29 protein-coding genes and 1 pseudogene are annotated in these 25,914 nt (G+C 43.7%); 12 read left to right on the forward strand and 18 right to left on the reverse strand.

Annotated elements, in window-relative coordinates:
* Positions 1 to 7: 7 nt before the first annotated feature.
* The 5 genes from KDW03_RS07670 to KDW03_RS07690 all read right to left on the reverse strand — a co-directional run bounded on the left by KDW03_RS07670 (position 8) and on the right by KDW03_RS07690 (position 3,809).
* The gene (locus KDW03_RS07670) at positions 8 to 1,435 is read right to left on the reverse strand and encodes a 4Fe-4S binding protein (RefSeq protein WP_271434495.1); all 1,428 of its coding nucleotides are present in this window, start codon (positions 1,433 to 1,435) and stop codon (positions 8 to 10) included.
* 94 nt (positions 1,436 to 1,529) lie between these two features.
* A complete protein-coding gene (locus KDW03_RS07675; protein ID WP_271434496.1) occupies positions 1,530 to 2,534 on the reverse strand; it encodes a LysM peptidoglycan-binding domain-containing protein in 1,005 nt (334 codons plus the stop codon).
* Positions 2,535 to 2,619: 85 nt separating this feature from the next.
* Positions 2,620 to 2,955 carry an Hsp20/alpha crystallin family protein gene (locus tag KDW03_RS07680; RefSeq protein WP_271434497.1) on the reverse strand — a complete coding sequence of 112 codons (336 nt, stop codon included), beginning with the start codon at positions 2,953 to 2,955 and terminating at the stop codon, positions 2,620 to 2,622.
* Positions 2,956 to 2,965: 10 nt separating this feature from the next.
* Complete coding sequence (locus KDW03_RS07685; protein ID WP_271434498.1) at positions 2,966 to 3,382, reverse strand: Hsp20/alpha crystallin family protein; 417 nt, start codon at positions 3,380 to 3,382, stop codon at positions 2,966 to 2,968.
* A 10-nt stretch (positions 3,383 to 3,392) separates the two neighbouring features.
* On the reverse strand, positions 3,393 to 3,809 hold the full coding sequence (locus KDW03_RS07690) for an Hsp20/alpha crystallin family protein (RefSeq protein ID WP_271434499.1): 417 nt from the start codon (positions 3,807 to 3,809) through the stop codon (positions 3,393 to 3,395).
* A 324-nt stretch (positions 3,810 to 4,133) separates the two neighbouring features.
* On the opposite strand from KDW03_RS07690, the gene KDW03_RS07695 reads away from it, so the two are divergent.
* Both KDW03_RS07695 and KDW03_RS07700 read left to right on the forward strand, forming a co-directional pair.
* Positions 4,134 to 4,592, forward strand: coding sequence for a YbhB/YbcL family Raf kinase inhibitor-like protein (locus KDW03_RS07695; protein ID WP_271434500.1), 459 nt, complete (start codon positions 4,134 to 4,136; stop codon positions 4,590 to 4,592).
* Positions 4,593 to 4,620: 28 nt separating this feature from the next.
* Positions 4,621 to 5,364, forward strand: a complete 744-nt coding sequence (locus KDW03_RS07700; RefSeq protein WP_271434501.1) for an SDR family NAD(P)-dependent oxidoreductase — start codon at positions 4,621 to 4,623, stop codon at positions 5,362 to 5,364.
* A gap of 3 nt (positions 5,365 to 5,367) precedes the next feature.
* Here KDW03_RS07700 and KDW03_RS07705 read toward each other — a convergent pair whose 3' ends face one another.
* From KDW03_RS07705 to KDW03_RS07720, 4 genes are all read right to left on the reverse strand, one after another.
* A complete protein-coding gene (locus tag KDW03_RS07705) occupies positions 5,368 to 6,720 on the reverse strand; it encodes a lyase family protein (RefSeq protein ID WP_271434502.1) in 1,353 nt (450 codons plus the stop codon).
* Between the two features lie 9 nt (positions 6,721 to 6,729).
* Positions 6,730 to 7,833, reverse strand: a complete 1,104-nt coding sequence (locus tag KDW03_RS07710; protein ID WP_271434503.1) for a glycosyltransferase — start codon at positions 7,831 to 7,833, stop codon at positions 6,730 to 6,732.
* Positions 7,834 to 7,835: 2 nt separating this feature from the next.
* A complete protein-coding gene (argF, locus tag KDW03_RS07715; protein ID WP_271434504.1) occupies positions 7,836 to 8,762 on the reverse strand; it encodes an ornithine carbamoyltransferase in 927 nt (308 codons plus the stop codon).
* 217 nt (positions 8,763 to 8,979) lie between these two features.
* Positions 8,980 to 9,105, reverse strand: coding sequence for a hypothetical protein (locus KDW03_RS07720; RefSeq protein WP_271434505.1), 126 nt, complete (start codon positions 9,103 to 9,105; stop codon positions 8,980 to 8,982).
* A 514-nt stretch (positions 9,106 to 9,619) separates the two neighbouring features.
* Here KDW03_RS07720 and KDW03_RS07725 point away from each other — a divergent pair.
* The 8 genes from KDW03_RS07725 (at position 9,620) to KDW03_RS07760 (ending at position 16,480) form a co-directional block, all read left to right on the forward strand.
* Positions 9,620 to 12,244, forward strand: coding sequence for a hypothetical protein (locus KDW03_RS07725; protein WP_271434506.1), 2,625 nt, complete (start codon positions 9,620 to 9,622; stop codon positions 12,242 to 12,244).
* Between the two features lie 106 nt (positions 12,245 to 12,350).
* Positions 12,351 to 13,064 (forward strand): helix-turn-helix domain-containing protein, encoded by a 714-nt coding sequence (locus KDW03_RS07730; RefSeq protein ID WP_271434507.1) that lies wholly within the window; start codon positions 12,351 to 12,353, stop codon positions 13,062 to 13,064.
* A 13-nt stretch (positions 13,065 to 13,077) separates the two neighbouring features.
* Entirely contained in the window at positions 13,078 to 13,527 is a 450-nt protein-coding gene (locus KDW03_RS07735) for a hypothetical protein (RefSeq protein ID WP_271434508.1), read from the forward strand.
* Between the two features lie 157 nt (positions 13,528 to 13,684).
* Positions 13,685 to 13,897 (forward strand): 30S ribosomal protein S16, encoded by a 213-nt coding sequence (rpsP, locus tag KDW03_RS07740; protein ID WP_408648364.1) that lies wholly within the window; start codon positions 13,685 to 13,687, stop codon positions 13,895 to 13,897.
* Between the two features lie 3 nt (positions 13,898 to 13,900).
* Positions 13,901 to 14,419, forward strand: a complete 519-nt coding sequence (gene rimM, locus KDW03_RS07745; protein WP_271434510.1) for a ribosome maturation factor RimM — start codon at positions 13,901 to 13,903, stop codon at positions 14,417 to 14,419.
* A 1-nt stretch (position 14,420) separates the two neighbouring features.
* Positions 14,421 to 15,227 (forward strand): tRNA (guanosine(37)-N1)-methyltransferase TrmD, encoded by an 807-nt coding sequence (gene trmD / locus KDW03_RS07750; protein ID WP_271434511.1) that lies wholly within the window; start codon positions 14,421 to 14,423, stop codon positions 15,225 to 15,227.
* Between the two features lie 91 nt (positions 15,228 to 15,318).
* Positions 15,319 to 15,666, forward strand: a complete 348-nt coding sequence (gene rplS, locus KDW03_RS07755; RefSeq protein WP_408648365.1) for a 50S ribosomal protein L19 — start codon at positions 15,319 to 15,321, stop codon at positions 15,664 to 15,666.
* A 1-nt stretch (position 15,667) separates the two neighbouring features.
* Entirely contained in the window at positions 15,668 to 16,480 is an 813-nt protein-coding gene (locus tag KDW03_RS07760; RefSeq protein ID WP_271434513.1) for a ribonuclease HII, read from the forward strand.
* On the opposite strand, the pseudogene KDW03_RS12395 reads toward KDW03_RS07760, so the two are convergent.
* The 9 genes and pseudogenes from KDW03_RS12395 to KDW03_RS07800 form a co-directional block, all read right to left on the reverse strand.
* Positions 16,443 to 16,649, reverse strand: a pseudogene (locus tag KDW03_RS12395) (hypothetical protein); the annotation flags it as partial. The gene KDW03_RS07760 and the pseudogene KDW03_RS12395 sit on opposite strands and share 38 nt — an antisense overlap.
* 1 nt (position 16,650) lies before the next feature.
* A complete protein-coding gene (locus KDW03_RS07765; protein WP_271434514.1) occupies positions 16,651 to 17,148 on the reverse strand; it encodes a phosphatidylglycerophosphatase A family protein in 498 nt (165 codons plus the stop codon).
* The gene (locus KDW03_RS07770) at positions 17,145 to 17,774 is read right to left on the reverse strand and encodes a CDP-alcohol phosphatidyltransferase family protein (RefSeq protein WP_271434515.1); all 630 of its coding nucleotides are present in this window, start codon (positions 17,772 to 17,774) and stop codon (positions 17,145 to 17,147) included. The genes KDW03_RS07765 and KDW03_RS07770 overlap by 4 nt, the downstream gene beginning before the upstream one ends.
* Positions 17,771 to 19,093, reverse strand: coding sequence for a 30S ribosomal protein S12 methylthiotransferase RimO (gene rimO, locus KDW03_RS07775; RefSeq protein ID WP_271434516.1), 1,323 nt, complete (start codon positions 19,091 to 19,093; stop codon positions 17,771 to 17,773). Before rimO ends, KDW03_RS07770 begins: the two co-directional genes overlap by 4 nt.
* A gap of 14 nt (positions 19,094 to 19,107) precedes the next feature.
* A complete protein-coding gene (locus KDW03_RS07780; RefSeq protein WP_271434517.1) occupies positions 19,108 to 20,202 on the reverse strand; it encodes a helix-turn-helix domain-containing protein in 1,095 nt (364 codons plus the stop codon).
* Between the two features lie 165 nt (positions 20,203 to 20,367).
* A complete protein-coding gene (locus KDW03_RS07785) occupies positions 20,368 to 21,285 on the reverse strand; it encodes a M14 family zinc carboxypeptidase (protein ID WP_271434518.1) in 918 nt (305 codons plus the stop codon).
* The gene (locus KDW03_RS07790; protein ID WP_271434519.1) at positions 21,278 to 21,820 is read right to left on the reverse strand and encodes an ECF transporter S component; all 543 of its coding nucleotides are present in this window, start codon (positions 21,818 to 21,820) and stop codon (positions 21,278 to 21,280) included. Before KDW03_RS07790 ends, KDW03_RS07785 begins: the two co-directional genes overlap by 8 nt.
* Before the next feature lie 20 nt (positions 21,821 to 21,840).
* Positions 21,841 to 22,797 carry a lysophospholipid acyltransferase family protein gene (locus tag KDW03_RS07795; RefSeq protein WP_271434520.1) on the reverse strand — a complete coding sequence of 319 codons (957 nt, stop codon included), beginning with the start codon at positions 22,795 to 22,797 and terminating at the stop codon, positions 21,841 to 21,843.
* A 9-nt stretch (positions 22,798 to 22,806) separates the two neighbouring features.
* The gene (locus KDW03_RS07800; RefSeq protein WP_271434521.1) at positions 22,807 to 23,184 is read right to left on the reverse strand and encodes a tetratricopeptide repeat protein; all 378 of its coding nucleotides are present in this window, start codon (positions 23,182 to 23,184) and stop codon (positions 22,807 to 22,809) included.
* A 144-nt stretch (positions 23,185 to 23,328) separates the two neighbouring features.
* Between KDW03_RS07800 and KDW03_RS07805 the strand changes: the two genes are divergently transcribed.
* Both KDW03_RS07805 and thrS read left to right on the forward strand, forming a co-directional pair.
* The gene (locus KDW03_RS07805) at positions 23,329 to 23,739 is read left to right on the forward strand and encodes a hypothetical protein (RefSeq protein ID WP_271434522.1); all 411 of its coding nucleotides are present in this window, start codon (positions 23,329 to 23,331) and stop codon (positions 23,737 to 23,739) included.
* Positions 23,740 to 23,883: 144 nt separating this feature from the next.
* Positions 23,884 to 25,824, forward strand: coding sequence for a threonine--tRNA ligase (gene thrS, locus KDW03_RS07810; RefSeq protein WP_271434523.1), 1,941 nt, complete (start codon positions 23,884 to 23,886; stop codon positions 25,822 to 25,824).
* Positions 25,825 to 25,914: the final 90 nt, after the last annotated feature.

Below are 25,914 nucleotides of genomic sequence, written 5' to 3' on the forward strand. Positions count from 1 at the left end.
TTTGGTTTTAGCGAAGTTTTTCTCGTAACCCCGGGATGGTATAGCCGTACGTGTCTTTCATGTCTCGGAGGGGTTTGTCTATGGGAATGTCTTTGGGTAGCCCGAGTCTTTTGATAACCTCTTCTGGGGAGAGTTTGAGTGAGTTTGCGATCTCCTGGATGGTCATTGTTCCCTCGAGGAAAAAGCCTTCGGTTTGAGAAGAGGGGCCTTCAGTTTTAGAAGAGGAGGAGGGAGTTTGTCCGGAAGAAGGTTGTTTTTGTGGGAGAGTTTCTATTTGTTGTGAGTTAGTGGCTTTGGAAAGAAGATTTCTGACGACTTCTCTTACTGTTTCGGTTTCCCAATTGGTGATACCTGCCAGGGTTCCAATATCTTTGATACGTGTTTCAAGAGGAATCTTTGTTTCTGAAAGTTGAAGGGCTTGATAAAAATCTTGTTTCTCTAAATGAAAGCTCTCAAGAACCTCCCCAAGGGTTGTAGATCCTTTGATATCATCAGGTGATAGGGAAGCGGTTTTTGCCTTTTCAGAGAGAGGAATATCGCTAAAGCGCGCTTGACCTGTGAGAGCTGCGACACTTACCAGGGTGATAGAGATGCCCAGCCCAATAAGAGCAATGGTGAAAGGGGAAAGCTTTTTGCGCCACCAGGTGTTAGAGAGGGTGGACTTTTTGGTAGGACAAATGGTAACACATTCCTGGCAATTGATGCACTCTAAAGAGGTGATATTCGCCGTATGTTCCACATCAATATTCATGGGACAGGTCTTGGTGCAGAGAGAACAATGAATACAGGTTTGGTTATCTCGGCGTATGCGAAATGGACTCAGGCGGCTTACCAGAGCAAGGAAAGCTCCGAGGGGACAAAGATACTTACAGAAAAACCTTTCATAGAAAAAAGAAAGCCCAAGACTGACTATCAGGATGATAAGACCAATGGCGAATTCTTCCCAGAGTTCTGAGAATCCCGCAGCGAGATGACCGTAAGCGGCAAAAGGATCGTAGGGTCGTATGATAAGGGTGCCAGCTTTCCAGGTGAAGTATAAGATACCAAAGAGAGCGATGTATTTTAGCCAACGAAGGGGACGATCGATAACTTTTGGCATGATGAAGCGTTTTTTGAGAAGTTTTTTCCCCAGCCAGCCAAAGATACCTTGAAGTACCCCGAGAGCGCATATCCATCCACAGAAGAAACGGCCGGCCACAAGGGCGAGAATGATAGTTGCCCCCAAAAGAACAAACGAAGAAGGCTGAATTTTCTGGAGAATAGCGTTTTCTGCAACGAGTTTGTACAGACCTTCAAGTCCTCCAAAAGGGCAGAGCGCATCGACAGATGGAAAACCAGGAAGTTTTTGGTGAAGTACCGTGAGTATGGTTACAAGAGCAAGAAAGAAACCCAGGGAAAAGAGACGAAAGATTTGAACCGAATGAGGTTTTTTCATAATTCCTCCTTACAGCTAGTATCTTGTTATAATAAGACCTTAGGCGAGAGAAAAGTTGCAAATTTTTATAAAGAGTATCTTTATCTTTAAAAAATCACAAGGGATTTTTCTTTTCTTTTTCGAGATTTTTTTGAGCGACAGAGAGTCCGTACCATTTGAGCGGATTGAGCACCATCGTACCGTCTCGAATCTCAAGATAGAAAAAACTGTTTTTTTGAATACTGGCAATAATGGTTTCTGATGAGAGTTTTTGTCCTTTGCGAACTGTGATCGTATCCAGCTCTCCAAAAACAATACGTTTTTCCTGTCCTAAAGAGACGATGACGACGTTCCCAAAACCATAAAGCCAGCCTGTATATTCCACTACTCCAGTTGTGGTTGCGCGAAGCACCGTATTTTCTTTGACCTGGACTCTCACACCACGTGGAGTATTTTCGAGAGAAAGGATGAGTTTCCGATCAACGGGGAAATCACCTGACCATGCAAGATGCTGGTTTGTTGGTGGTTTAGGAGGAGGGTGCTTTTCCCCAGTGGTAGTATAGATGCGGAGTTTTTCACCGGGGTAGATGGTGGGAGAATTTTTGGTATTCCATTGTTGGATGTCGGTGGTTTTCACGTTGTAAAGTTTTGCAATGCTGTAAAGGGTTTCTCCACTTCTGACAGTATGCCAGAGCGTTTGCTGTTTTTTTAAAGAGGCAGGATTTTCGGATGAATGAGAAGGAGAAAAAGAGTTTGAGGAAGAAGGATTGTTCTTAAAAATGGGGATAAGGAGTTTTTGTCCTGTATAGAGATTTTCGTCGGGAAGTTGATTGCAGAGAATAATGCTAGGCAGGGGTGTAGAAAATCTCCGTGAGAGAGCGATAAGGGTATCCCCGGACTGAACGGTGTATTCCTGGAGTTCGTCAGGGATGGCGAGTTTCTGGCCTACCCGGAGGGTATCTGAGGTAAGTTCATTTATTCGTCGAATGGCGGCAACAGGTATTCCTATTTTCCGTGAGATGCCGAGAAGCGTATCACCTGGTTGAACAACGTAATCGACAGCATAGAAAGAGACAGCACGGAGTACAAAAAGAAGGGAAAGATATCCTTTCCATTTCACCATTTTCTTTTTTATCGGCATTTTTTTTGTGGTTCTAAAAAAGAAAAGGCGCCTTACGGCGCCTTCAAGGATGCGGGTGTTTGTCTTAGGCTGTTTTGACTTCGATCTGACGAGGCTTGAAGTCCTCAGCTTTGTTGAGGGTAATGGTGAGAATACCATCCTGATAGGATGCCTCAATGGTTTCGCGGTTGACTTTTGGTCCAATGCGGAACTCTCGGTGATATTCTCCAAGCTCGAATTCGGTATCAATGGGGCGCCATTCTTTGCCGATTTCGACCGTTTTGGCCTCAACAATCAATCTCTCCTCATCGACCTTGACAGAGAGAGTGGATTTGTCTATGCCAGGCATCTCCATCAGGATGACATAGGCATTTTCGTTTTCGTAGATATCAGAAGCGGGGATGAGTTTGCGTTTTTCCATACGTACCTCCTTACTTTACCTTGACTTCGATCTTTTTGGGTTCTTTTTTCTCACGTTTTGGTAAAAAGACCAACAGGATCCCATCGATGAGCTTGGCTTCAATCCTGGTTGGATCAACTTCTGCGGAGAGGCGATAGCTTCGGCTTTCGATGGGTTTGAGACGCTCTCTTCGGATCCATTTAACGTTGTCGTTTTGTTCCTCGCTGGGCTTGAGGGTGATGGTGAGAAGGTCATTTTCATAATGGACCTCTACACCTTCCTTTTTGATACCAGGAGCCAGCATCTGGATCATGTAGCCACTTTCGTTTTCGTAAATATTGGCGTAGTTTAAGCGCATCTCTCGCGCTTCTTCCCAGAAGAAGGGAGTGTCAAGCAGACTATTCATGAGATGTTTCATTCTCTCAAGTTCATAAAAGATGTTCGTCATAAAAACCTCCTTACGAAATCTTTACATCAATTTTTTTGGTTTTGGACTCACCGACTTTGGGGAGTTCAATGGTGAGCACTCCTTTCTTGTACTCAGCTTTCGCTTTGTTTGCATCTACCTCTCGAGGGAGTTCAATACTTCGACAGAAACTCCCCTCAAATCGCTCAATGCGATGATAGTTCTTGTTCTTTTCTTCTCGCTTCTCTGAGCGGCTTCCACTGATGGTGAGGATGTTGTTAGAAAGCTCAACTTTAATGTCTTTTTCATCCATGCCGGGGAGATCTGCCTTGACCACGATGGCTTTGTCAGTCTCCTCGAGATCCACGTTAAAGGACCATGGGGTCCCATCAAAGGTCGTTACCCAGTCTGTTCGGAAAAAATCATCCAACCAGCTTATAGGGTTTGTGTTTCTCCGAATCAGTTTCATAGGCTACCTCCTTTTTTTGTTTTTTTCTTCGTAAAAGATTTAGCAAAAAGCGTGCCAAAAAAATTATGAAAAAGGGATAAAAATGTCGGAAAAAAATGAGCAGAATGAGTTTTTTTGAGCTCTTTTTTTATAAATGTTTCTTTTTGACTCATTTTTAGAATTGTGATTTTGTTTCTTTTTGAAACATTTTTTTATTTTTTTTTGCTGTTGTGGTTTAAAAATATACATTTTTCCCTATTGCAAAAAAAATTTTTTTGTAGTATACTAAACTCAGGAAAAAAGTTTTAAATATGCCCAGGCAAAGGGTAAAGAAAGAGGTAGGGTATGAAAATCGAAAGTCCTGCATTTTCGCATGGGGGGATGATTCCTTCCCTTTATACGTGTGATGGGAGGGATATTTCTCCTGAATTGGTGTGGGATGGTGTGCCGGAGAATTCTCAGAGTCTGGTGCTTTTATGTGAGGATCCGGATGCACCGGGAGGGCTTTTTGTTCACTGGGTGTTGTTTGATATTCCTCCTGCGGTAAAAGGGCTCCCCCAGAATGTTTCGGGGAATGAACTGGCTCGTTTGGGTGCAAAACAGGGGAGAACGGACTTTGGAGGGATTGGATACGGTGGTCCCTGCCCGCCTTCTGGGGTGCATCGATATTTTTTTCGGTTGTATGCGCTGGGTGTGGTACTGGGGTTACCTGAGGGGGCAACTCGTTCTCAGGTAGTTCGGGCAATGGATGGGCATATCCTTGATAAAGCTGAAATCATGGGGAATTATCATCGGCAGAGATAGTTTTTTGAAATTGTTTTAAGGAGAGAGAATGAAATATGTGGTGATTACAGGGGTTTCTCGTGGACTGGGGAAGTCTCTGGCGAAGGCTTTTTTGTTTTCAGGGTGGGGGGTGATTGGCATCTCAAGAACAAGTGATGGTGGTCTGGAGGAGGAAGCAAAAAAAATGGGCAAAAGCTATGTGTTTGTACCGTGGGATTTGACAGAACTTGAGACGCTTGAGTCTTTGGCGGAAAAGATGGTTTCTCTGGTACCTGGTGATAGTGAAGAGGTGGTTTTGGTTCATAATGCTGGAGAGATGCAACCTGTTACTGAGATTAAAAATCTTTCTTACAAAGAGGTGGAACATAATTTTATTCTCAATACCGTCTCGGTCATTGTGTTGACGGCAGCTTTTTTACGTAAAGTTGGTGGGAGGTTTCCTTTTCTCCAGCTCGTATTTATTTCGAGTCGCTCCGTGATTTCTCCCAGGCGGCTCTGGGCTGTGTATGGGGCAGCCAAAGCAGGTGTAGATCATTTTGTTTCTTCGTTAGCGTTGGAGTATAAAGGGAAAGACAATATGAGAGCCATAGCGATTCATCCTCCGGCAATGGATACTGAGATGAGAAAAAATTATCTTAAGAGACGATCTTTTTTATTCTGGCTGTGGGACTGGATTGAGCGATACGTTCTGAGACAGAAAAAGGTATATGATCCTGATCTGGTAGCATGGAAGCTTTTTTATCTCATTGAAAAGCACTCACTTCCGTCGGGATCGGTGTGGCGATGGGAATAAGTGCTACTGAAAGAGGGCATCAAGGGTACGCTGAAAGTCTTCTGATTGTTTTTGCCAGAAGCCCTCAGCACGACGAATTTCCGCACGAATAGCATCGTAGTCATAGGTGAGTGGTGAACCGGGGGAGATACGGGATGCGAGACTCTGACGTATAAGATCGGGAGTGACCTCAAGCTTGGATATTTGTTTGGCCGCTTCTCGGTAGGCATCCCGGAAGGGTTTGCCTTTGCGAACGGCTTGAAAAACGAGGTCGGTAGCAAAGAGTCCAGGGGAGAGGAGGCTTTTGATTCTCTCCTCGTTGAAACGGATATTTTCCAGAACAAGAGAGAGGATATCGAGGGTTTCTTCAACGATGGCAAAGCTTCGCATGAGGGGTTCTTTGGTTTCCTGCATGTCTCGATTGTAGCCGGAGAGGAGACCGGTGGTCATGCTTTTGATCTGGGAGGCGTAGGACTGAACGACCGATGCTTTGGCGCGCACCAGTTCCATGACGTCGAGATTTCTTTTTTGAGGCATGAGGGAACTCCCCGTCGTGATAGCTCCTGTTGTTTCGATGAAGAGGAGCTCGTCCATATTCCAGGTGAGAAGATCAGCAGCAAGCCGTGAACCATCAAGCATCCAGTTCCAGAGGGCATCAACGATCATGGCCTCAAACTTGCCCCGTGAGTTTTGAACGGCGAGAGGACTGTAGTGGATACGACCAAATCCCAGGAGTCGAGTGGTCATATCCCTATCAAGAGGGAGAGGAACACCAAAACCACTTCCGGTACCAAGGGGATTGGCGTCTATGAGTTTGTAAATGTTTTCGAGGTGAAAGAGATTGTCCATGCCCAGTTCAATAAAACCAGCCATCCAGAATCCCACCGTCATGAGCATCGCCTGTTTGGTATGGGTATAACCGGGAAGAATGGTCTGGTAATGGGATTCGCCGAGGTTAGCCATGGTTTTGAGGAGGTTGATGGCCTTGAGGGCGGTGGAGAGAAGGTGGTTTTTTTCGTAAAGCCTGAGGACTACCATGACTTGATCGTTACGGCTTCTCCCCGTATGGAGTTTTTTCCCGGTCTCCTGGAGTTTTTCAGTGAGCTGGTTTTCTAGTTTGGAGTGGATATCTTCATCAGCGATGGTGAGGGGTATCTCTTTCCCATGCTGATGAAAAAGTTCAATAATAGTTTGTTTTATGTCCTGGTATTCTTTCTCTGAGAGAATTCCAATCTTGTAAAGCATGGCGGCGTGAGCAAGACTTGCTGCCATCTCGTAAAAATAGAGTTTTCCGTCGAGAAGGTAATCCTGTCCTACTTCGTAGGATTCAACGAGGGGATGAAGATTTTCACCACCTTTTTCCCAGACCTTTGCCATGGTTTGCTCCTATATTTTCCATTGGGTTTGTACCTTGACATCAAAGATAACAAGCAGGAAAAAAACAAGATTAAACAATGTCCAAACCGGGAGATAAAACAGATAAAAAAGGATAAACTCCCACCATACAAATCGCATATGAAAATGTTTTGCCACTCCCCAGTAGATTCCCATCGTGAATCCCAGAGCAAGAAGGAAGGGGATGTAACTTCCTCCGGCAAGGAAACTGTACTGGATAAAGTTAAAGAGCAGGGCAGATGTAAAACTCCATGCATGAGAGACTAACATCACAAGAGCTGCCAGAATCTTGAGTCGAAATACATGAAGAAGAATATAGGCAAGGACATATGCCGCTATTGGTAGAATAAAGACCCCTATTGCAAGAAGAAGGGCGGGAAAGGAAAGGCTTTTTTTGAGGACATCGAGGAAGTACCATTTAAACCAGAGAACGTTGTTGAGTGCCCATCGTTTTCTTTGAATAAGCCAGTCTTTTAAGGTGTCGGAGACCCCATTGGTAACTTTAAGCTCTGGCGGAAAAGCAAATCGACCATGGTGGATAAAGGATCGTGCGGCAAAATCCATGTCTTCATTGATGACACGTCGAAACCCACCGAGTTTGTCAAACCATGCTTTTTGTACGGCAAAACAGGCGCCATTCATGGATGGGGAGTGTCCGGAAAGTTTTGCGAGAAGATAGGTTGCCGTGACGAATCCCATGAATTCATAGCTCATCATAGCGGAGATAAAGGTATTCACGCGGGCTTCTTTGGGCATTTCTACGATGTGGTTGTTTTCAAGATAGATCGCGAGTTTTTTGAGAAAGTATTTATCCTGTGGAAAGATGATGTCGTTATCAATGAAGAGAAGAGCGTCTGTTTGAAGGGTACGGGTTACGTCATTTAAAGACATAACCTTGCCTTTTTGTATACCGTTGTAGTGGATACGGATATGGTTTCGATAAAGGTCAAGGATACTCTCGATAGCTTCATTGGTAGGACCATCCACGACGACGATAATTTCTTTTTCGGCATAATCAAAAAAAAGGAGACGTTCAATGATGCTTTTGAGGTCTCTGGGATCACGGTAAACGGTGATAAGAGCGGTGATTTTCATCCTTATGCTCTCATAAGGGTGTACATGATTGCCTTCTGGATGTGGAGACGGTTCTCAGCCTCATCCCAGACAACTGAGTTTGGTCCCTCGATAACACTGTCGGTGACCTCTTCCCCTCTGTGCGCGGGCAGACAGTGCATGAAGAGGTAATCTTTTTTAGCGTATTTTACAAGCTCTTCGTTGATTTGAAAACCTTGAAAATCCTTGAGGCGTTTCTGGGATTCTTCTTCTTGACCCATGGAGGTCCAGACGTCCGTGTATACCACATCAGCGTTTTGAATGGCTTCTTTTGGATTATTGGTGAAGAGGAGTTCACTTCCTGAGGTTTGGGCGTTGTGTGTCATCATGTCTTTGATTCTTGGGTCTATTTCGTAGTTTTTGGGGCTGGCAATAGAAAAGTGTGCTCCGAGCTGGCTGGCAAGGAGTCCCAGCGCATGAGCCATGTTGTTCCCATCTCCAATGTAGCAGAAACGGATGCCTCTAATATACCCTTTTTTCTCCAGGATGGTTTGAAAATCGGCCATGGCCTGGCATGGATGAAGCCAGTCGGAAAGGCCATTGATAACGGGAATAGTAGCGTATTTTGCAAGTTCTTCAACCCTTTCGTGGCCAAAGGTGCGAATCATGATGCCATCTACGTAGCGTGAGAGAACACGGGCTGTGTCGGCTATAGGTTCACCCCGCCCAAGCTGGATGTCTCGACTGCTTAAGAAAAATCCTATACCACCGAGTTCGTAGATCCCGGCTTCAAAAGAAACCCTTGTTCGGGTGGAAGATTTTTCAAATATCATGGCAAGTTTTTTGCCTTTGAGAGAGTTGGCGTATCTTTTTTTGTTGTGTTTCATACGGATGCCGAGATGAATGATGTCAAGAAGTTGCTGAGGAGTAAAATCCTGGGTAGTGAGAAAATCTTTTGGGAGAGTTTTCATGGCAATGTCTCCTTATTTAAAGGAATAGGATATTTAGTATACATGGATTTGTGTTTTTTTGCAAGAAATGAGAGTAATTCTTCCGTGTCATTTACGATGCTCAAGGGAGCTATTACCTTTTTGCAGGAAGGATAAAAAATCTGGTAGGTATTTCCTTGTTGCAGGTTGGTTTCTTATAGCAAGGGAAAAGTTTGTCAGAATTAGCACGAAAATGCTATTACCTTATCGCAGTGAGAAGAAAAAATTCCCACGGCTCTTCCTTATAGTACAGTTTTATCTTTGGTATCAAAAGACTGTAAAAGAGAAAGAGTTTTCCATGATGGGTTAAACGTTTAACGAGCATCTTTGTCTCTTTGAATGAAGAGAAAGTTGCTCTTCCTATGTTCCAGGGAAAAATAACCAATGCTCTTGCCTTGTGGCAGGAGAACTCTTCCAGCATCTTGGCTATTACTTTTTGAGGGGAAACCTCCCACTGCAAAAGGGTAATAGCGCTTTTCTCTTTCTTTCTTGATTGTTTTGAGTTTGCTCTTACCCTGTTACAGTCTAAAAAATCCTTTGCTATTACCTTATCGCAGTGAGAAGAAAAAATCAATATCGATCTTATTCCATGCCCGTCTTTTATAAACAGGCCAAAACTGTAACAAGGTAATAGCATCCTTCTCGAGATTCGCAAAATTCTTCTGGCCTTTTTAAAAAATCTTGGAGAACTTTTTCTTTTAGGATGATTTGACATAGTTTTTGGGACGTTTTTCATTTGTTTGATGGACTTTTTGGATTTTCCCTACACTGAAAAATCTTTGCAAAATCCCTTTTCTATCATTACAATGATAAGAAGGGGCAAAAAGGAGAGGATTTCTATGAAAAGAGTCGTTCTTTTTCTTTGTCTTTTTCTCCCTTTGGTAGGATGGGCAGGTCCGCTTTTTCATCGAGGTACGGAGGTGAGAGAAGTTTCTACAAAGTATTTTCGGATTTTGTATGCCGCGGGGGATGAAAATACCGCCCATCGTTTGGCTTCTCTGGCAGATAGTATCTATGAGGAGTGGTTTACAAGGCTTGGGCTAAAGAAAACGTATTCGTTTCTTGTGATACTGACCCCTCATATCGAGGCTATGAACGGTATGTTTACTTCTCTTCCAAGGAATACGATTATTTTGTATAATTATATCGAAAATCCGCTTTACGTTCCCAGTGATGATGCGCTTCGGAGTCTTTTTACCCATGAATTGTTGCATGCCATTTCGTTGAATGTGAAAACGCCAACGTGGGATTTTCTTTCGACTATTTATGGTGATTTTCTTTCCCCTCAACTTTTACAACAACCGTGGTGGATGGTCGAAGGGATTACGGTGAGTGGAGAGAGTTTTTTGGGTCATGGGCGGGTGAATTCGCCTTCCCATCGTGCTCTGCTTGTTCAGCATTTTCTTGAACGGAAGTTTGAGGATGTGACGGATGTAGCAAATTTTCGCTTTGGCAAAAAGGGATACTATCATTATATCTATGGGGGTTTTTTTAGTGATTATCTTCAAAAGCGTTACGGATGGGAGAAGTATGCAGAGCTCTGGAAAAAGAGTGCATCGGCTTTTTGGCCCTATAGTTTTGATACAACCTTTAAGTCGGTGTATGGAGCCTCTGTAGAAGAGGAGTGGGCTCAATTTGCAACGACATTTGTTTTATCTGTTTCCCGTCCAAATCTTCAGTATGAGGTAGTGTATAAAGGGGATGAGCTTTCTCTCCGCAATATTGGGGAGGAGGTGTATCTTATTGATGAAGCAAATGAGAGGATTTACCATCAAAAGGAAAAGGGATGGGTTTTTGCAGGAGAAGGAAGAGATATCGCAGGTCATGGGGATGTGAGAGCTTTTCGTCAGAGGAAAAGCAAGGAGGGAAAACCCCAAGATGGTTTTGTTCTCAAGAAAGGGAAAAAACAAATGGGCTTCTTCTCGCGGTTTATGGATATGGACGTTTTGGGGGATACGTATCTTGGGGTCCAGGCAGAAGGACTCATGTCAAAACTGGTCCTCATCGAGCAGGGGAAGACAAACGAGCTTTTGCCAGCTCATCCCAACGTGCAATATATGTTTCCTCGTTTTGTTTCCGAAGAACAGGCAGTATGGATTACGCTTGTTTCTAATAGACCTTTTCTCGGGGTATGGGAACGGGGGAAGGGGGATATACGGTTTTATGATCTCTCTCGCTACGAGGTAACCTCGCTCTCCGTGTATAGTAATGAAGTGTGGATGGTGGTCTTTCCCCGCGGGGAAAATACCCTGGGACGGGTGGCAAAATTTTCACTTCAAACAGAGGAACTCTGGGTTTCTGGTGTGGAGGTGTTGGGAGGGTTTTATAAGGTAGCGGCAACGAGCGATACCCTCTACCTTGTTCAAAGGTTTTCCGAGGTTCAGCAGTGTATCCGGGTAAACAAGGAACATTTTCTTGTGACAATGGAGGGAGAGATGAAGAAAAGTACGGCTGTGGCTTTAGAGATTGCCCCAATGGAGGAACCGCCCCAGTTTGTTTCTCGTTCTGGCAGGAGAAGCCAGGACTATTTTCCAGGGGTACGGGTGCCGTTTGTTTATCCTGAGCCGTCGGTACTTTTTTCTATGCTACAGTTATCGTTGGTTTATGATCTCTGGCTCTATCACGAGGATCCGTTGCAGGAAAATGCGTTTTCTGCCAGGATAAATCATGGAGCAGCATACTCTCCATGGACTATGCTGGATGGTGAGTGGGAGAATCGGTATTTTTATCCTTTTTCCACGGTGGTGGGGGGAACGGCCTTTTTTTCTTCCCGACTCTATTATGAAACTTTGAGGTTAGGGTTTTCTTATCAGTGGGATATTGCCTCGCGAAATGTGGTTTTGTGGCAAAATAGGGCTTTTTTTGTTGTGTGGGAGCCGAGTTTTTCCACAGATCATGGGAGAAAGGCCACATACCAATCAAGCTTGACGTGGAGTATGAGTGATGGATCGTTCGTGCCATTTCCTTATCCTATCTTTCGCGGTCCTCTGTATCTTGAGGCTCGTGGTGATGATGGGGGAGACTACTCTTTGTACGGGACGGCAGTCTATTCTTATAACAATCTTTCTCTGGGGGTTCTTGGTGGTTGGGGGAGTAAAGATTTTTTCTCTCCTTTGGATATCCCTAGGGGAAATTTTTTATTTGGCTTAGAGTCGTTAGCGACCAATATGCCTATCTATCAGCGTTTTATCGGGGGGCATGGTTATGTTGTATGGACACTTCCCATCGAAGCTGGTTATAAGCACTTTCCTGTGTATTTTGATTCATTAGGGGCGGTGGCAGGGACGTATGCTTTGTACCTTCAGAGAGGGACGGAAGCAAAAAACTTTTATGCTCTGTATCTGCAAATGTATAGTAAATGGATTGTGGGGTATATTCTGCCTCTCTCATTGGTGACGGAGATGTTGTGGCCTTCAGAAGTAGAGGAGGGATTTTTAAGAATTGGCATAGCGACAACTTTTTAATTTACTCCTACTTATTTCTGTCGAAAACAATTTAAAATGTCACACTTTGTGCAAATAGAAATGTCACCTTTTAAAATACTGCAACTAAAAAAACGAGAGGTTGCAGATGAGAGAGGTGATAACGATGACACTTAAAGCACAGAAGAGGGCAAAAATACTGGAGATGGTAAAGAACAAGAAAATCAAGCAGAAAGATGCTGCAATAATACTGGGGATTTGCAGAAGGCAACTTATTCGAATTTTTAAAGAATATTTATCAAAGGGTGATGAAGCCCTCAATCACAAATTAATAGGCAAACCGGGGAATCACAGAATTAGCAGTGATATCAAAGAGAAAATTATGCAGATAGTACGGAATAATTATAAAGGTTTTAAGCCGACATTTATAGCTGAAAAGCTTTATGAGGAACATCATATAAAAATAGGAGCATCAACGCTTCGTTTATGGATGATGGAAACAGGATTGTGGAAGAAAATAAGAAAAACTGCGAAACACCGTACCAGAAGGCCGAGAAAAGAGCATTTTGGAGAAATGATTCAAATGGACGGCAGCATTCACGACTGGTTTGGGACAGGCAAAGAAGTCTGTCTGATGAATATGGTGGATGATGCTACAGGCACATCTTACGGTCTTTTCGACACAGGAGAAACGACACAAGTAGCGCTGCAATGTTTGTTTGACTGGATAATGAAATACGGTATTCCTTATTCGATCTATTGTGATTATAAAAGCCTGTTCTATACGAAACGGGAAGCGACCATAGAAGAACAGCTTGCAGGGAAATTGCCTCTAACAAAGTTTGAGAGAGGTCTGCCATAGGCTGGGGATAGAAATGATATATGCCCATAGTCCCCAGGCAAAAGGACGCGTAGAGAGATGGAATGGGATCCATCAGGACAGGTTAATAGCAGAAATGAAACTAAAAAACATAAAGGATATTGACAGTGCCAATCGTTTTTTGAAAGAATATTACTGGGAAAAGAATAACCGAAAATTTAGTAAAAAACCTCTGTCGGATGAAGATTTTCATATTGCATTAATGCCTGATCAGGACTTAAGGAACTATGTTTGTTATACGGCCGAGTGCAAAGTCTATAGAGATTATACAATAAAGTTTTCTAAAAGAATATACCAGATTGAAAAGAAACAACCTATAGCCATAAAACCCGGGGACAATGTTATCTTAAAAACCTGGCTTGATGGAAGTATACATATTTTTAAGAAAAATATCGAATTGAACTTTTTTGAAATAGATGATTATGGTCGTAGAGTTTCGGCATAAAAAAGTGACATTTCTATTTCAATAAAAAGGTGACATTTTAATTTATTTGACAGATTTACTCCTACTTATTTCTTGACATTATTGTTGATTTCCCTTATAATACATAGACAAAATTGTGAGGAGGCTACCTTTGGCAGTCCATATTCGTTTAACCCGTATGGGTAAAGCAAAACAGCCTTACTACCGTATTGTTGTGGTTGATAGTCGTGCTCCACGAGATGGTGCGTATATTGAGAGTTTGGGATATTACCATCCAACAGAGGATGGAAAAACGTCTCTTGATCTTGGTCGCTATGAGGAGTGGGTGAAGAAAGGGGCTATTCCTACTCCTGTGGTAAAAAATCTGGTGAAAAAGGCAAAGAGGGCATAAGAGGTGATAAAAGAACCGCTGGTTCTTATTGGTCGTTTTACCAGACCCTACGGTCTTAAGGGCCAGATCAAGGTTCAGTGGTATGTAGATACCATAGAAGACCTCGAGGCTTTCTCGCGTTTTTATATCGAAGACAGGAAGGCCATTGGGGGGTATAAAGAGATCTCCTTTTTGGAGATCAAAGAGTACCAGAAGGCTTATGTGGCTACGGTTGCCGGGATGGAGGATAGAACCCACGCAGAGACTTTGGTAGGAAAAGCTATCTATGTCTCTGAAGAGGACCTCCCTGTATTGCCCGAGGGAGAGTTTTATATCCGGGATATCCTTGGATGTGAGGTTCTCTATGAGGGTGAAGTGTTTGGCGTTGTGGACAACTTTTTTGAAGTGGGGCCAAGAACGCTTTTTATTGTGAGGATGAAAAGCGGGAAAAGCTTGGCAGTGCCTTATGAACCCCGGTACTTTGTAAAGGTGGATAGAGTGGCTAAGAAGATTGAAGCCAGTCATCTTGCCGAGCTTTTGTAAGATGCGTTTTGATGTGGTAACGATATTCCCTGAGTTGATAGAGGCTTATCTTCAAAAGGGCATACTTAAGCGAGCCATTGAGGAAAAAAGAGTGTCAGTGATGGCTCATCAGCTTCGGGATTTTTCGCCCTTTAAGGGAGGGCGGGTGGATGCTCCGATAGTTGGCCATGGCAAGGGGATGTTGTTTCGTCCTGAACCACTGGCAGAGGCGGTCCGCAAACTCCGTATACCCGGTGGAAAGGTGGTGCTCATGTCCCCCCAGGGAGAGCGGTTGAGTGCAAAGATGGCACGCGAACTATCGGTTCTTCCTCAATTGATACTTATTGCGGCACGCTATGAAGGAGTCGATGCACGGTTTGTGCGTCGGTATGTGGATAGAGAAGTCTCCATAGGGGATTTTGTGTTGATGGGCGGTGAACTCCCGGCCTTGTGTGTCATAGAGGCGGTAACGAGGTTTGTGGGAGAAGTGTTGGAATCCGAAGCTGTTGAGGGCGAAAGTTTTGAAGCAGGGCTTCTGGAACATGATCACTACACAGAACCCGATAATTTTGAGGGTCTGGGGATTCCCGAGGTCCTCAAAAGTGGACACCATCAGCAGGTGACAGCGTGGAGACACTACAATGCGCTGGCGAAAACCTACCTGAAAAGACCTGATCTCTTTGGAGCGTATGAGCCCTTGTGGAAAGAGAGACAGGGATCTTTTCTTAAGGTTTTACGACGGCAAAATGAAGAGATGCGGAAGTTTTTAACCGATATACAAAAAATTGTGAAGGAGTGGAAAGATGGCAGAGAACACGAAACAGAATAGACTCGAAGAGAAACAAAAACGTGCTGAAGCCAGAAAAGCCAGACAGGAAGCTCTCGCTGCCAAGTTGGCAGGACTGCCTGCTCGCAATCGTCTGGAAGAGGTAGAGAAGGCTATTCTTGCAGAACAGAATAATTTTGATAAGTTTCCTCCCTTTAATGTGGGTGATACCGTTCGTGTCCATGTTAAGATCAAAGAAGGAGACAAGGAACGTATTCAGCCTTATGAAGGTGTGGTAATCATGTTCCAGAATGCCGGGCCTCGTCGAAGTTTTACCGTTCGACGTATCAGTTATGGAGTGGCCATTGAAAGGGTGTTTCCTTTCCACTCACCTTATATTGCTAGCGTAGAGGTTGTACGTCGTGGACGTGTTCGCCGGGCAAAACTCACCTATCTCCGTGGTCGCTTTGGACGTTCGGCTGTTCTGGAGGAGAAGGTATAACATGTCTCGCGTCCCTGCGGATGTGGATCTTTTGCTTCATGAGAGAGAGCTTTATAGGCAGGGGTATCGTTTTTTGGCAGGAATTGATGAAGCAGGGCGAGGGCCATTAGCAGGTCCTGTTGTAGCAACATGCGTTATTGTGGATATGCAAAAAGTGCCCTGCATTGAAGGTGTGTATGATTCTAAAGCGCTGACAGAACGTCAGCGCTTTCTGCTTTATGAGAGGATCTGTTCGGAGTTTTTGGCCTGGGGTGTGGGTGTCGTTGATAATACAGAAATCGATAGGATCAACATCTACCAGGCTGCCAGAAAAGCGATGGGAGAAGCTCTTTACGCTTGTCATCATCCTTACGATGCGGTTCTGGTAGATGCCATGCCACTTGCTCTTGAAAAACCTGTTCTTTCTCTTGTCAAAGGAGATCAGAGGTCGTTTCTCATAGCTGCCGCATCTATTGTTGCCAAGGTTTACCGTGATCGACTGATGGATGAACTTCATGCCCAATATCCGTATTACGGATGGGACAAAAACCGTGGTTATCCTACAAAGCAGCACAGAGAAGCTATCATTCGTTATGGACTTTCACCGTTTCATCGTCTGAGTTTTGATTGCTACGGGAAAGGCAATCCGGACAAATGCCCACCAGATAAAATACATGTTGATGAATTTGATAGGGAAGATCAAACACCTGCAAGGGAAGAGGACACTTCGGTAAGGGGAAAAATCGGTGGCAGCTTTCACAGTGAAAGAAATGGGTATGCTGAGAAGTTGCCAGATAGTAGGTTTGTGTCCCGTTCTCATGACAGGGAAGAATAAAGCTTTCCACCAGTCCCTTTTGTTGAAGATAATCGAGTGCCCGATAGATTGAGGTTTTGTGAACGTTAGGAAACGCGTTATGAATCTCCTGGGCACAGAGGGGAAGCGAGGTTTGTTTTTCGAGGAGTTTCAGGATCTCTTGACGGAGGGAGGAAAGTCTGGGTTTCATCTTAGAGAGGAAGAAGTGAGGGGGCAAATCGAATGATCTGGAGAAGCAGATTTGCGTAAAACGCAGCAAAGAGATCGTCTATCATCACCCCGAATCCACCGTTAATTTTCTGAAGTGAGGCAATTGGCGTTGGCTTGGTAATATCAAAGAGCCTGAAGAAAAGAAACCCAAAAATCACAAATTCCCAACTCTCGATATCTCCCCGAAACGAAAAAGTAAAAAGGGTTGCCATCATCCCGAGAATCTCATCGATGACAATCACCTGGGGATCTTTGGAGGCATAGATATGCTTTTCTGCATAGGTGGTTATGGGAATGGCAAGACAAAGAATCATTACCCAGATAAGGTAAAACCATATACCCAGAGGGCTAAGAAGAATAAAAAGAAAAACTCCTACTAAACTTCCGAATGTTCCGGGCATAAAAGGAAAATACCCTGTATAGAAACCCGTCACGACAAAATCAATAATATCATGCTTGATGTTTTTTTCTCTGGTCATTTTTCTCCTCCAGGTGACATTTTTTTATAATAATCCCAACCTGTATAAAGAGTAAAGAGAACAATAAGGATTGTCAAAAAAAGAGAAACATAGAGTAAAAAAGCAGGGAGGTTAAGCCTCTGGATAATTTGTGGATAGTCCATGGGAGTATGGTAGACCCAATGCGAGATTGTTTTTAGTCCCCACATAAAAAACAGGATAACGGTGATGCCCACCATTTGGGCTGTTGTCTTTGCTTTGGCGATAAAAGAGGTTTTGAAAACGAGGTTGTGTTTTTTGGCATAGTTCCGAAGCCATGTTACCCAGAGATCTCGCAGAAGGATAGGAAGTACCACATACCATGGGATATGCAAAAAGGGAAGGGTACAAAAAACTCCGTAAACTGCCCAGACAAGAAACTTGTCAGCGAGCGGATCGATGTACGCTCCCCATTCGCTTGATTGGTGGAATTTTCGGGCGATGATACCATCAAAGGTATCTGTGAGAGCCGAAAGCCCGTACAACGCAAAAGCAAGTGTGAGACTTTCCCAGGTATTGACTAAAATTCCATAAAGAATGAAGGGAATAAGAAGTATCCGAATGTACGTCAAAATGTTTGGAATTGTCCAGAATTCTCGAGCGTTCATACTATCCTCCCTTTAAGATCATAGGATGAGGTTACAGACTCTATTTTCACAGTATGAAATACTTGGGTGTCCAGATTTTCGTTATCCGGGACGTAAACTCCCCCGTCGATTTCCGGGGCGTCATAGGGCGTTCGAAGAAAACGGTAGGGTTTTCCTTTTACGAGACGACTTTCCCCATCATTGATGCAGGTGAGGGTTTTGCCAATAAATCGGGAGAGGCGTTTTTCAGAGATGGATTTCTGGATGTTGGCAACATAGGCGATGCGTTCTTTGATCTTTTTTTTGGGAATTTTTGGTTTAAGGGAGTGGGCGTAACTTTCTTCTTCATCAGAGTAAGCGAAAAAGCCTACTCTGTCCAGTTCGGCTTTTTGTAAGAATCTTGCAAGGATTTCCACATCCTCGTCACGTTCACCGGGATAACCCAGGATGAATGTTGATCGAATGCTTATATCGGGAAGAATGTTACGGATGTTTTCAATATACGTGAGAAATTCACCATCACTTCCTCCCCGTTTCATGGATTCAAGGATATGTGGGCTTGCATGCTGGAGGGGAATATCGATATAGGGAACAATACCGGGGAGATCTTTCATCATCTGGACAATGCGGAGAACCTCTGGTTCGGGGTAGAGGTACATGATACGTATCCAGGGGAAACCTATCTTGGTGAGTTCTGGAAGGAGTTTTGTGAGGGAACGCTCTTTATAAAGGTCAAGACCATAGCTCGAGGTATCCTCCGCAATCAGGATGAGTTCTTCTATTCCCTGATCTCGAAGAAAGTAAGCTTCTTCAACAATGTCTTCAATGGGGCGGCTTCTTTGAGAACCACGTATCGAAGGAATAACACAAAAACCGCATTGGCGATTGCACCCTTCGGAGATCTTCAGATAGGCATAGGCCATTCCTGAGAATTGAAGGACACGTTCAGTTTTCCATCGGATATCACTGTAGTTGGTTTGATCGGTATAGGAGCTTTGGGAGAGGGTCTTGAGCACCAGGGAGGGATCCTTGACGCCTGTAGCGTGATCTATCTCAGGGATGAGAGAAAGAAGCTTTTCTTTGTAGCGCTCTGTGAGACACCCTGTGGCTACAATTTCAAGGTCTGGATTGTTTTTTTTGAGTTCTGCATAGCCGAGGAGGGTTTCTATAGACTCTTTTTTGGCTTCTTCAATGAAACCACAGGTATTGACAATGATGATGTCCGCTTCTTCTGGGGTAGTAACCATCGTATAAGATTGTGTACCCAGAAAATATGCCATTCGTTCAGCGTCGACGAGGGCTTTGGGACAGCCAAGCGCATCGAGAAAAACCTTTTTCAAGAAAAGTCCCCCTTTTATCTCAGAAAGGTCCGAACAAGGTTGTATCGGTTACGATCTTTTTTCCAGTAGAGAACACTTTTGGTGGTTTCTCCCCATCCTCCACCACTCTCTTCCCGGTTGTTGATGAGTAACTTGACGGCTGCTGCATTTCCTAGAGAAAGAATGACATACTGTTTGAAGCGAATTTCTTTTTCAAAACCGCGCTCTATCTGAAACACCTGTGGTTCGCCGTTGTCAATGATAAGACGACAAAAACCTGTATCGATTCCCTGGATTTTTATAGGGATATCTGTAGCTTCATTGGCGGTATAGAGGATACTCTCGTGGTCTATTTGACCCTCGATAAATTGAGACTGGATGCCAAAGATACTTTTGAATGCAAGCGTCTGATCGGCTTGCAATACCGAGGCTGAAATACGGATAGCTTTTGGTTTGGTTGAAAATACTTCAAGAACCAGGTCGTTAAAGGTGTCTCCATCGGTATCCAATGCAAAAACCTCTTGTTGTTTGAGGGTGTATTTTCTGCCGTTAATTTCTAAAACCAGAGATTTGTCGAGATTTTGTTTCTCAAAGACGATATGAATGGTGTTTTTTTTTGCATTTGTGATGAAGATTTCCTGGCCAATTTTAAACTTTTGGGTTGCGAGAAGGGAGAGAGAGTTTTCATCAAAATGGGAACGATTTTGAGAGTTGATCTCTCTGTTGGCAGGAGAGGATGTTGCAAGCTGCCAAAAGATAGCAAAAAGTCCAAAAAACAGTATAATACCCTGCACCACAAGAACGATTTGTCGCCATACCTGTGGTGAGATTTGTTCATACCAGGGGGTATGTTTACCTACCAGTTCCTCGAGAGGAATCTCGTGATCAAGTTGGATCTGATGTCTATAGGCCTGGATAAGCAGATTGGTATCCAGATCAAGAACCTCAGCATAGGTCTTTAAAAAACCTATGATGTATGTTTCTGCAGGAAAAGCAGAAAAATCGTTTTTTTCAAATGCTTCTAAATAACTCCGAGAGATGTTTGTTTCTCGAGCTATTTCGTCCAGAGAGAGCCCCTTTTCCCGTCTGGCCTCGCTAAGTAAATCCCCAACGGTCTTTTTTTCGGCCATGGATACTCCTTTTAGGGATTTTTTGAATAAAAAATTTCAACTTTCTTTAAGTATAGAGCAGAAAGAAAAAAAAAGCAAATTTTGTATCATGGAATTATATTTTTTTGATTGGTAATGCTGTTGATTGTGGGGTATTTTTTCGTTTTTTGGTTGTAGATTGGAAGGTTAAGGAAGATGGGGATTTGGAAGACAGAGGAAAGCCTTTATCGCGTTTTGTATAGCAGGATAATCCTCAAGATCAGGATCGATAAGTTTTTTGGATATTTCTAAACGTATGGCAGGGATCTTTTTTTCTCCGTAGAACCAGTCAATTTCACATCCTGGCTTGAGGTAGTTGGCGCTATCCTGGCGGGCTCTGTATCCCCGTCCGATGTTTGAGGCCATCCAATGCGCAAAGGCGATGAGATGGGTGTTGGTTTGGGGACTTTTGGTGTATCCCCATGGGTATTGAACGACGTTGCCAGGGGTATGAAAAGAAATGACGTACGAAAGCTTTACCGAAGAGACAAACCTATCCAGCGCCTGGGTTTCTGGTTCACTCATCGGCGCAGATCCGCTGTAGTAGGGGTGGGTGGGGTCGGAAGAGGTTTTTTGCCAATGGTAGGAGAAGTTTCTGTTGAGATCGACACCAGCTGTGTACACGTGAGGTCGTTTTTCTTCCTGTGGAAAGTAGCGATTTTTTCGGTTGCTGGCGTAGAAAACAGGGATAACCCTCATATAAGCAAATCCGTCGGGGTTAAAAATGGGGAGCACATAACAGGTTGCCCGTAGGTTTTGCCTGTTGGTGGCGAGATACTCTGCAAGTCGAAGGGGTATTTCCTGGGCATGCCATTCGATAGGATGGGCACTCCCCAAAAAAAGCACGTTATAATCCGATGATTGGCGAGGGGTGATCTCTATCATCCAGAGATTTCTTCCTCCATGGCTTTTGCCGATAGAGAAGACTTTTATCCCCGGAAGATTGGTCAGCGAGAGGATGCGTGCTTCATAAGCATCAAAATCAAAAAGCTTTCTTAAGGGTTGATACTCGTCTGCCCATCCTATCAAGATCGGGAAGAAAAGCAACAAAATAAACTTAGGCATGACTCTTATTATTGAGAAGCTTCAGTATCAAGTATGCCATCAGGGGGAGTAAAATTACCTGGAGAAGAGCGGCGAAAAGCCCTGGTTGAAGCGTTTTCCATGCCCAAACCAAAAAATCACCCTGATACGTACGAAAAAGAAGATGATAAACAAGAAAAACACTTCTCCCTGCAATGATAGCAAACAGGACACAAAACGAACCGTGCCAGCGAAGCTTTTCCCTCAGGGTGCCAGTAACAAAACCGTAAGTAGTGATTTCAAGCGTCATGGGCAAAAGCATAGCCGGAGCAGGCATACCGGTGAGGAGCGTATTGAGAAGAGGAGACACAAGTCCTGCAGCAAAACCCCCCATTCTTCCATAAACCAGAGCCGCCAGCATGATTACCCAGTGCATAGGGAGTACGGCGCGCACATTCCAGTGAAAGAGATGACCCATCAAAGGGACAACAATAGCAAGAGCCCAAAAGCCTATTTCGCCTAACCAGGCATCCCAGCTACGGAGAGGAATGGTAAGTGTCTGTGTGTTTTGTTTCATGGGGATATCCTCCTTGTTTTTTAGAATGGATCCCAATCAATATTCTCAAAATCTTCTGGACGTGTTCTCTCCCATCGGGGATGAAGAAGTGAAAACCACTGATCTGGATAACGGCGGATGTATTCTTCGTACCGTGAGTTGATATAGGTCATCACCTCGTGCACGTCTTTTTCAAAGTCGTTGGTTTTGGGGTGGATATACGGTTTTTCAAAAGTAAGCCGGTATCTTCCATCAGGCTCCCGGATGCTGAAACCCATCACAATGGGAGAGTCGTATCTCAAGTGGAGTTTAGCAGGTCCATCGGCAGTAGCACTCTGTTTTCCAAAAAAAGGCACAAAGATCGGTTTGAAATAATACGTCTGGTCAGCCAGGATAGCAATAACCCCGTTATTCTTAAGATGACGGACAATACCCTTCATATCGGCCACTTCATTATAGAAACATTTGATTTTGCCCCATTTTTCACGGATGAAACGGAGCCATGCATCGGTGAAGGGATTAAATTGGCGATTGATAATAACAGCGAGATTAACTCCCTTTTTGGCGGCGATACTTCCAAAGTACTCCCAATTTCCAAGATGACAGGTAACGACGATGATTCCTTTGCCCTGGGTGAGACATTCTTCAATGTAGTGATAGTTTTCAAAGTAGGCAAAATGAGAGGCGTTTTTAGCACTAATCTGCCAGATCTTGAAGTACTCAAATCCTCCACGAGCAAGGTTTTTGTAGGTGCGTTTTACGAGGTCATCGGCCTCTTTTTGAGACAGGGGGTTGTCAGCAAAGATAATTTTGAGATTTTCGTAGGCCCATTTTTTGTTTTTTTTGTCTATCCTGAAGAAAAGTGCTGCCAGCGCATCAGCAAGCGCGTAACCTACCCTCCAGGGAAGAAGGGCAACGATAAGACTCAGAGGGATAACTACTATAGCTTCAAGGAGATAACCGATGTATTCATGTGGTTTAATTCGCCGTTTTCCCACATTTTTTTCCTATTTTGAAATGGATTGAGTTGGGAGTTTGGAAAGCATCATCTCTGAGAGGATGATAACCGCATGAGGGGCATTTTTGGAAGCTGCCGCTGCTTCAAAATATTCTTTTGATTTGTTGTATTTTTTTTGGATGTAGTAGATATACCCCATCTCATATCGAGCCCAGGCTACATCCTCATAGCTTTCTGGGTAATTGTCGAGGACAGCTTGATAGTACATCAGGGCATTTTTATAATCGTAAACACTATAGCGTTCAGCAGCTTTATCCATCAGGATATTGGGAGAAAGCTTTTTTATATCCTCTTTGACAGAGGTTGATTGAGAGCATCCTCCGATAGTGAGAAATAAAACGAGTGAGAGCAGCAGGTATTTTTGCATTCTGTCCTCCTTTAGTTTCCCTTTATTTTAAGACAAAACTTTCTGAAAAGCAACTAAAAAAGAGAAAACTAAAAAATTTGCTATTTTGTCCTTTTGACCTTATACTTTTAACAGGAAGAGAAAAACAAAGGAGGTTTTCTTGTTATGGAAAAGAAAAACAATGTAAAGGTTTTTGTTGCTGCTGGCGTGCTGGTTGTTTTAGTTATTCTTGGTATATGGATTTCGAGAGTTCTTGTGGAAAATCTTACCGATGCTTACGCCTCGAAGCTTGTTGGATACTATAAAGCACTCAGCACTTCTTCAACCAACCTTTCTATGGTGGAGAGTAGTTTTGTAGATGGGGCAAAGATTCCTCTGGCAAAAGGGTATGAAATCTATCTTCTTGATCGGAAAGATATTGTAGAGAGTAATCAGATAGTTCTCGAATACCTTGTCATTAACAAAGAACAGAAAACCAAGGTAGCCTATCTGAATGAAGCAGTATTTTTCAGATCAGCTGAACCGAAAATTTCTCAGATTCTTCCTCTTAAAAAGGGAAAACTCATCGAAAAGTAGTGGCAGAAATAACAAGGCGACCTTGATGGGTCGCCTTTTTTTATCTCTTTTCTTAGAGAAAATGCAAAAATATGCAAAAAATTTTCTTTTTTTATTTTCTGCTTTATAATAATAATCCAGTCTTGAAAAAAAGAGGAGTAACATATGCAGCTATTGTATGATGGGCGAAAAATTTCGCTGGACGTTCAGGATGGTTTTGGTATTTTAAAATACTATAAAGAGCATCAGGATGAAGCAACCAGAGAGGGAATTCAACCAATTCTCTCGCAGGTCATTGCATTAAAGGTGAATGGGGAGCTTGCAGATTTGAGACATTCTCTGTCTGCAAACGATACGGTGGAAATGGTAACGTTAACCTCTGTTGAGGGGCTGGATATTATGCGGCATACGGCATCCCATATCATGGCTCAGGCTGCTCTTCGCTTGTATCCTGGGGCAAAACTCGGTGTAGGTCCTACTATTGAGAATGGTTTTTATTATGATATTCTTTTTGATAGACCTCTGGGAGATGAGGATCTTCGTGCTATCGAAGCAGAGATGAAAAAAATCGTTGATGAAAAGCTTCCGGTGGTGCGAGAGGAAATGAGTCGTGCTGACGCGCTTGCATGGTGTCAGTCTGCCAATCAACCGTTTAAGGCAGAAATCATCCATGATCTTGAAGGTGAAAGGTTTTCTTTTTATCGACAGGGAGAGTTTGTCGACCTCTGTCGCGGTCCACATCTTCCGAATACCCGTTTTCTCAAGGCTTTTAAGCTTCTGCATACGGCAGGGGCGTATTGGCGTGGAGATGAAAAGAATCCTATGTTGACGCGTATCTATGGGACGGCCTTTGCCACCAAAGAAGATCTAGAAAACTATCTTTATCTGTTAGAGGAAACCAAGAAAAGGGACCATCGGCGTCTTGGCAAGGAACTCGGATTATTTAGTTTCCATGAAGAGGGGCCGGGACTTCCTTTTTGGAAACCCAAAGGGGTAATTCTCAAAAATACGCTTATCGAGTTTATGCGTGCCCATCAACGCAGACTGGGATATGTGGAGGTGGAGACTCCCACGATGCTCAAGGATGATCTGTGGCGTATTTCGGGACATATGGAAAATTTCAAAGAAAACATGTTTTTCTTTGAAAAAGATGGAGAAAATTACGCCATTAAGCCGATGAATTGTCCCGGTGGGATGCTCATGTATAAAGAAGAGCTTCATTCGTATCGGGATCTCCCTCTAAAAGTGGCAGAGTTTGGCAAGGTTCATCGCTATGAGCGTTCTGGTGTGCTTCAGGGGCTTTTTCGGGTGCGGGGTTTTACCCAGGATGATGCTCATATTTTTACGACTCCAGAAACACTCAAGGATGCTATACGGGAGATCATCCAGCTCGTTGATGTGGTGTATAAAACATTTGGTTTTGAATATTCGACGGCACTTTCCACCCGTCCAGAGAAGTCTATGGGAACAGACCAGCAGTGGGAGTTGGCAACCAATAGTCTGAAGGCGGCTTTAGATGAGTTTGGGGTCTCGTATAAAATTCAGGAAGGGGAAGGAGCCTTTTATGGGCCAAAGATAGAGTACCACCTCAAGGATGCTCTCGGGAGAACCCATCAGTGTGGAACCATCCAGCTGGATATGAATCTTCCTGAACGGTTTGATCTTACCTATGTTGGAGAGGATGGTAAACCCCATCGTGTTATCATGCTTCACCGGGCTATTTTGGGAAGCCTGGAACGTTTTATTGCTATCCTGATAGAGCATTATGGAGGGAAATTTCCCTTCTGGCTTGCACCTGTCCAGGTGGCGATACTTCCTGTTTCGGAACGTTTCCTTTCCTATGCAAAAGAGGTGAAGAAGGTTCTGGAAAGGGCTGGGATCAGGGTATCCGTGGATACCTCGGATGAGAAGCTGGGATACAAAATACGTCAGGCACAACTCGAACAGATTCCTTACATGGTTATTGTAGGGGAGAAGGAAGTGGAAAATCAGCAGCTTTCTGTAAGGCATCGCGATGAAGGAGACAAGGGAAGTATGAGTATGGAGTTTTTTGTTTCTCAACTGGAGAAAGAAAATCGTTTTCCAGGACTTGATGAGAGCTTTTAGGATTTGATTTTTTTTCTGTTTTGTGTTACAATACAGTCCTTAAAGAAAACTTTTGAGGTAGGAGGTTTGTATTAACGCGAAGGAAGAGAA

This window comes from Thermospira aquatica (assembly GCF_023525255.1).
Taxonomy (GTDB): Bacteria; Spirochaetota; Brevinematia; order Brevinematales; family Thermospiraceae; genus Thermospira; species Thermospira aquatica.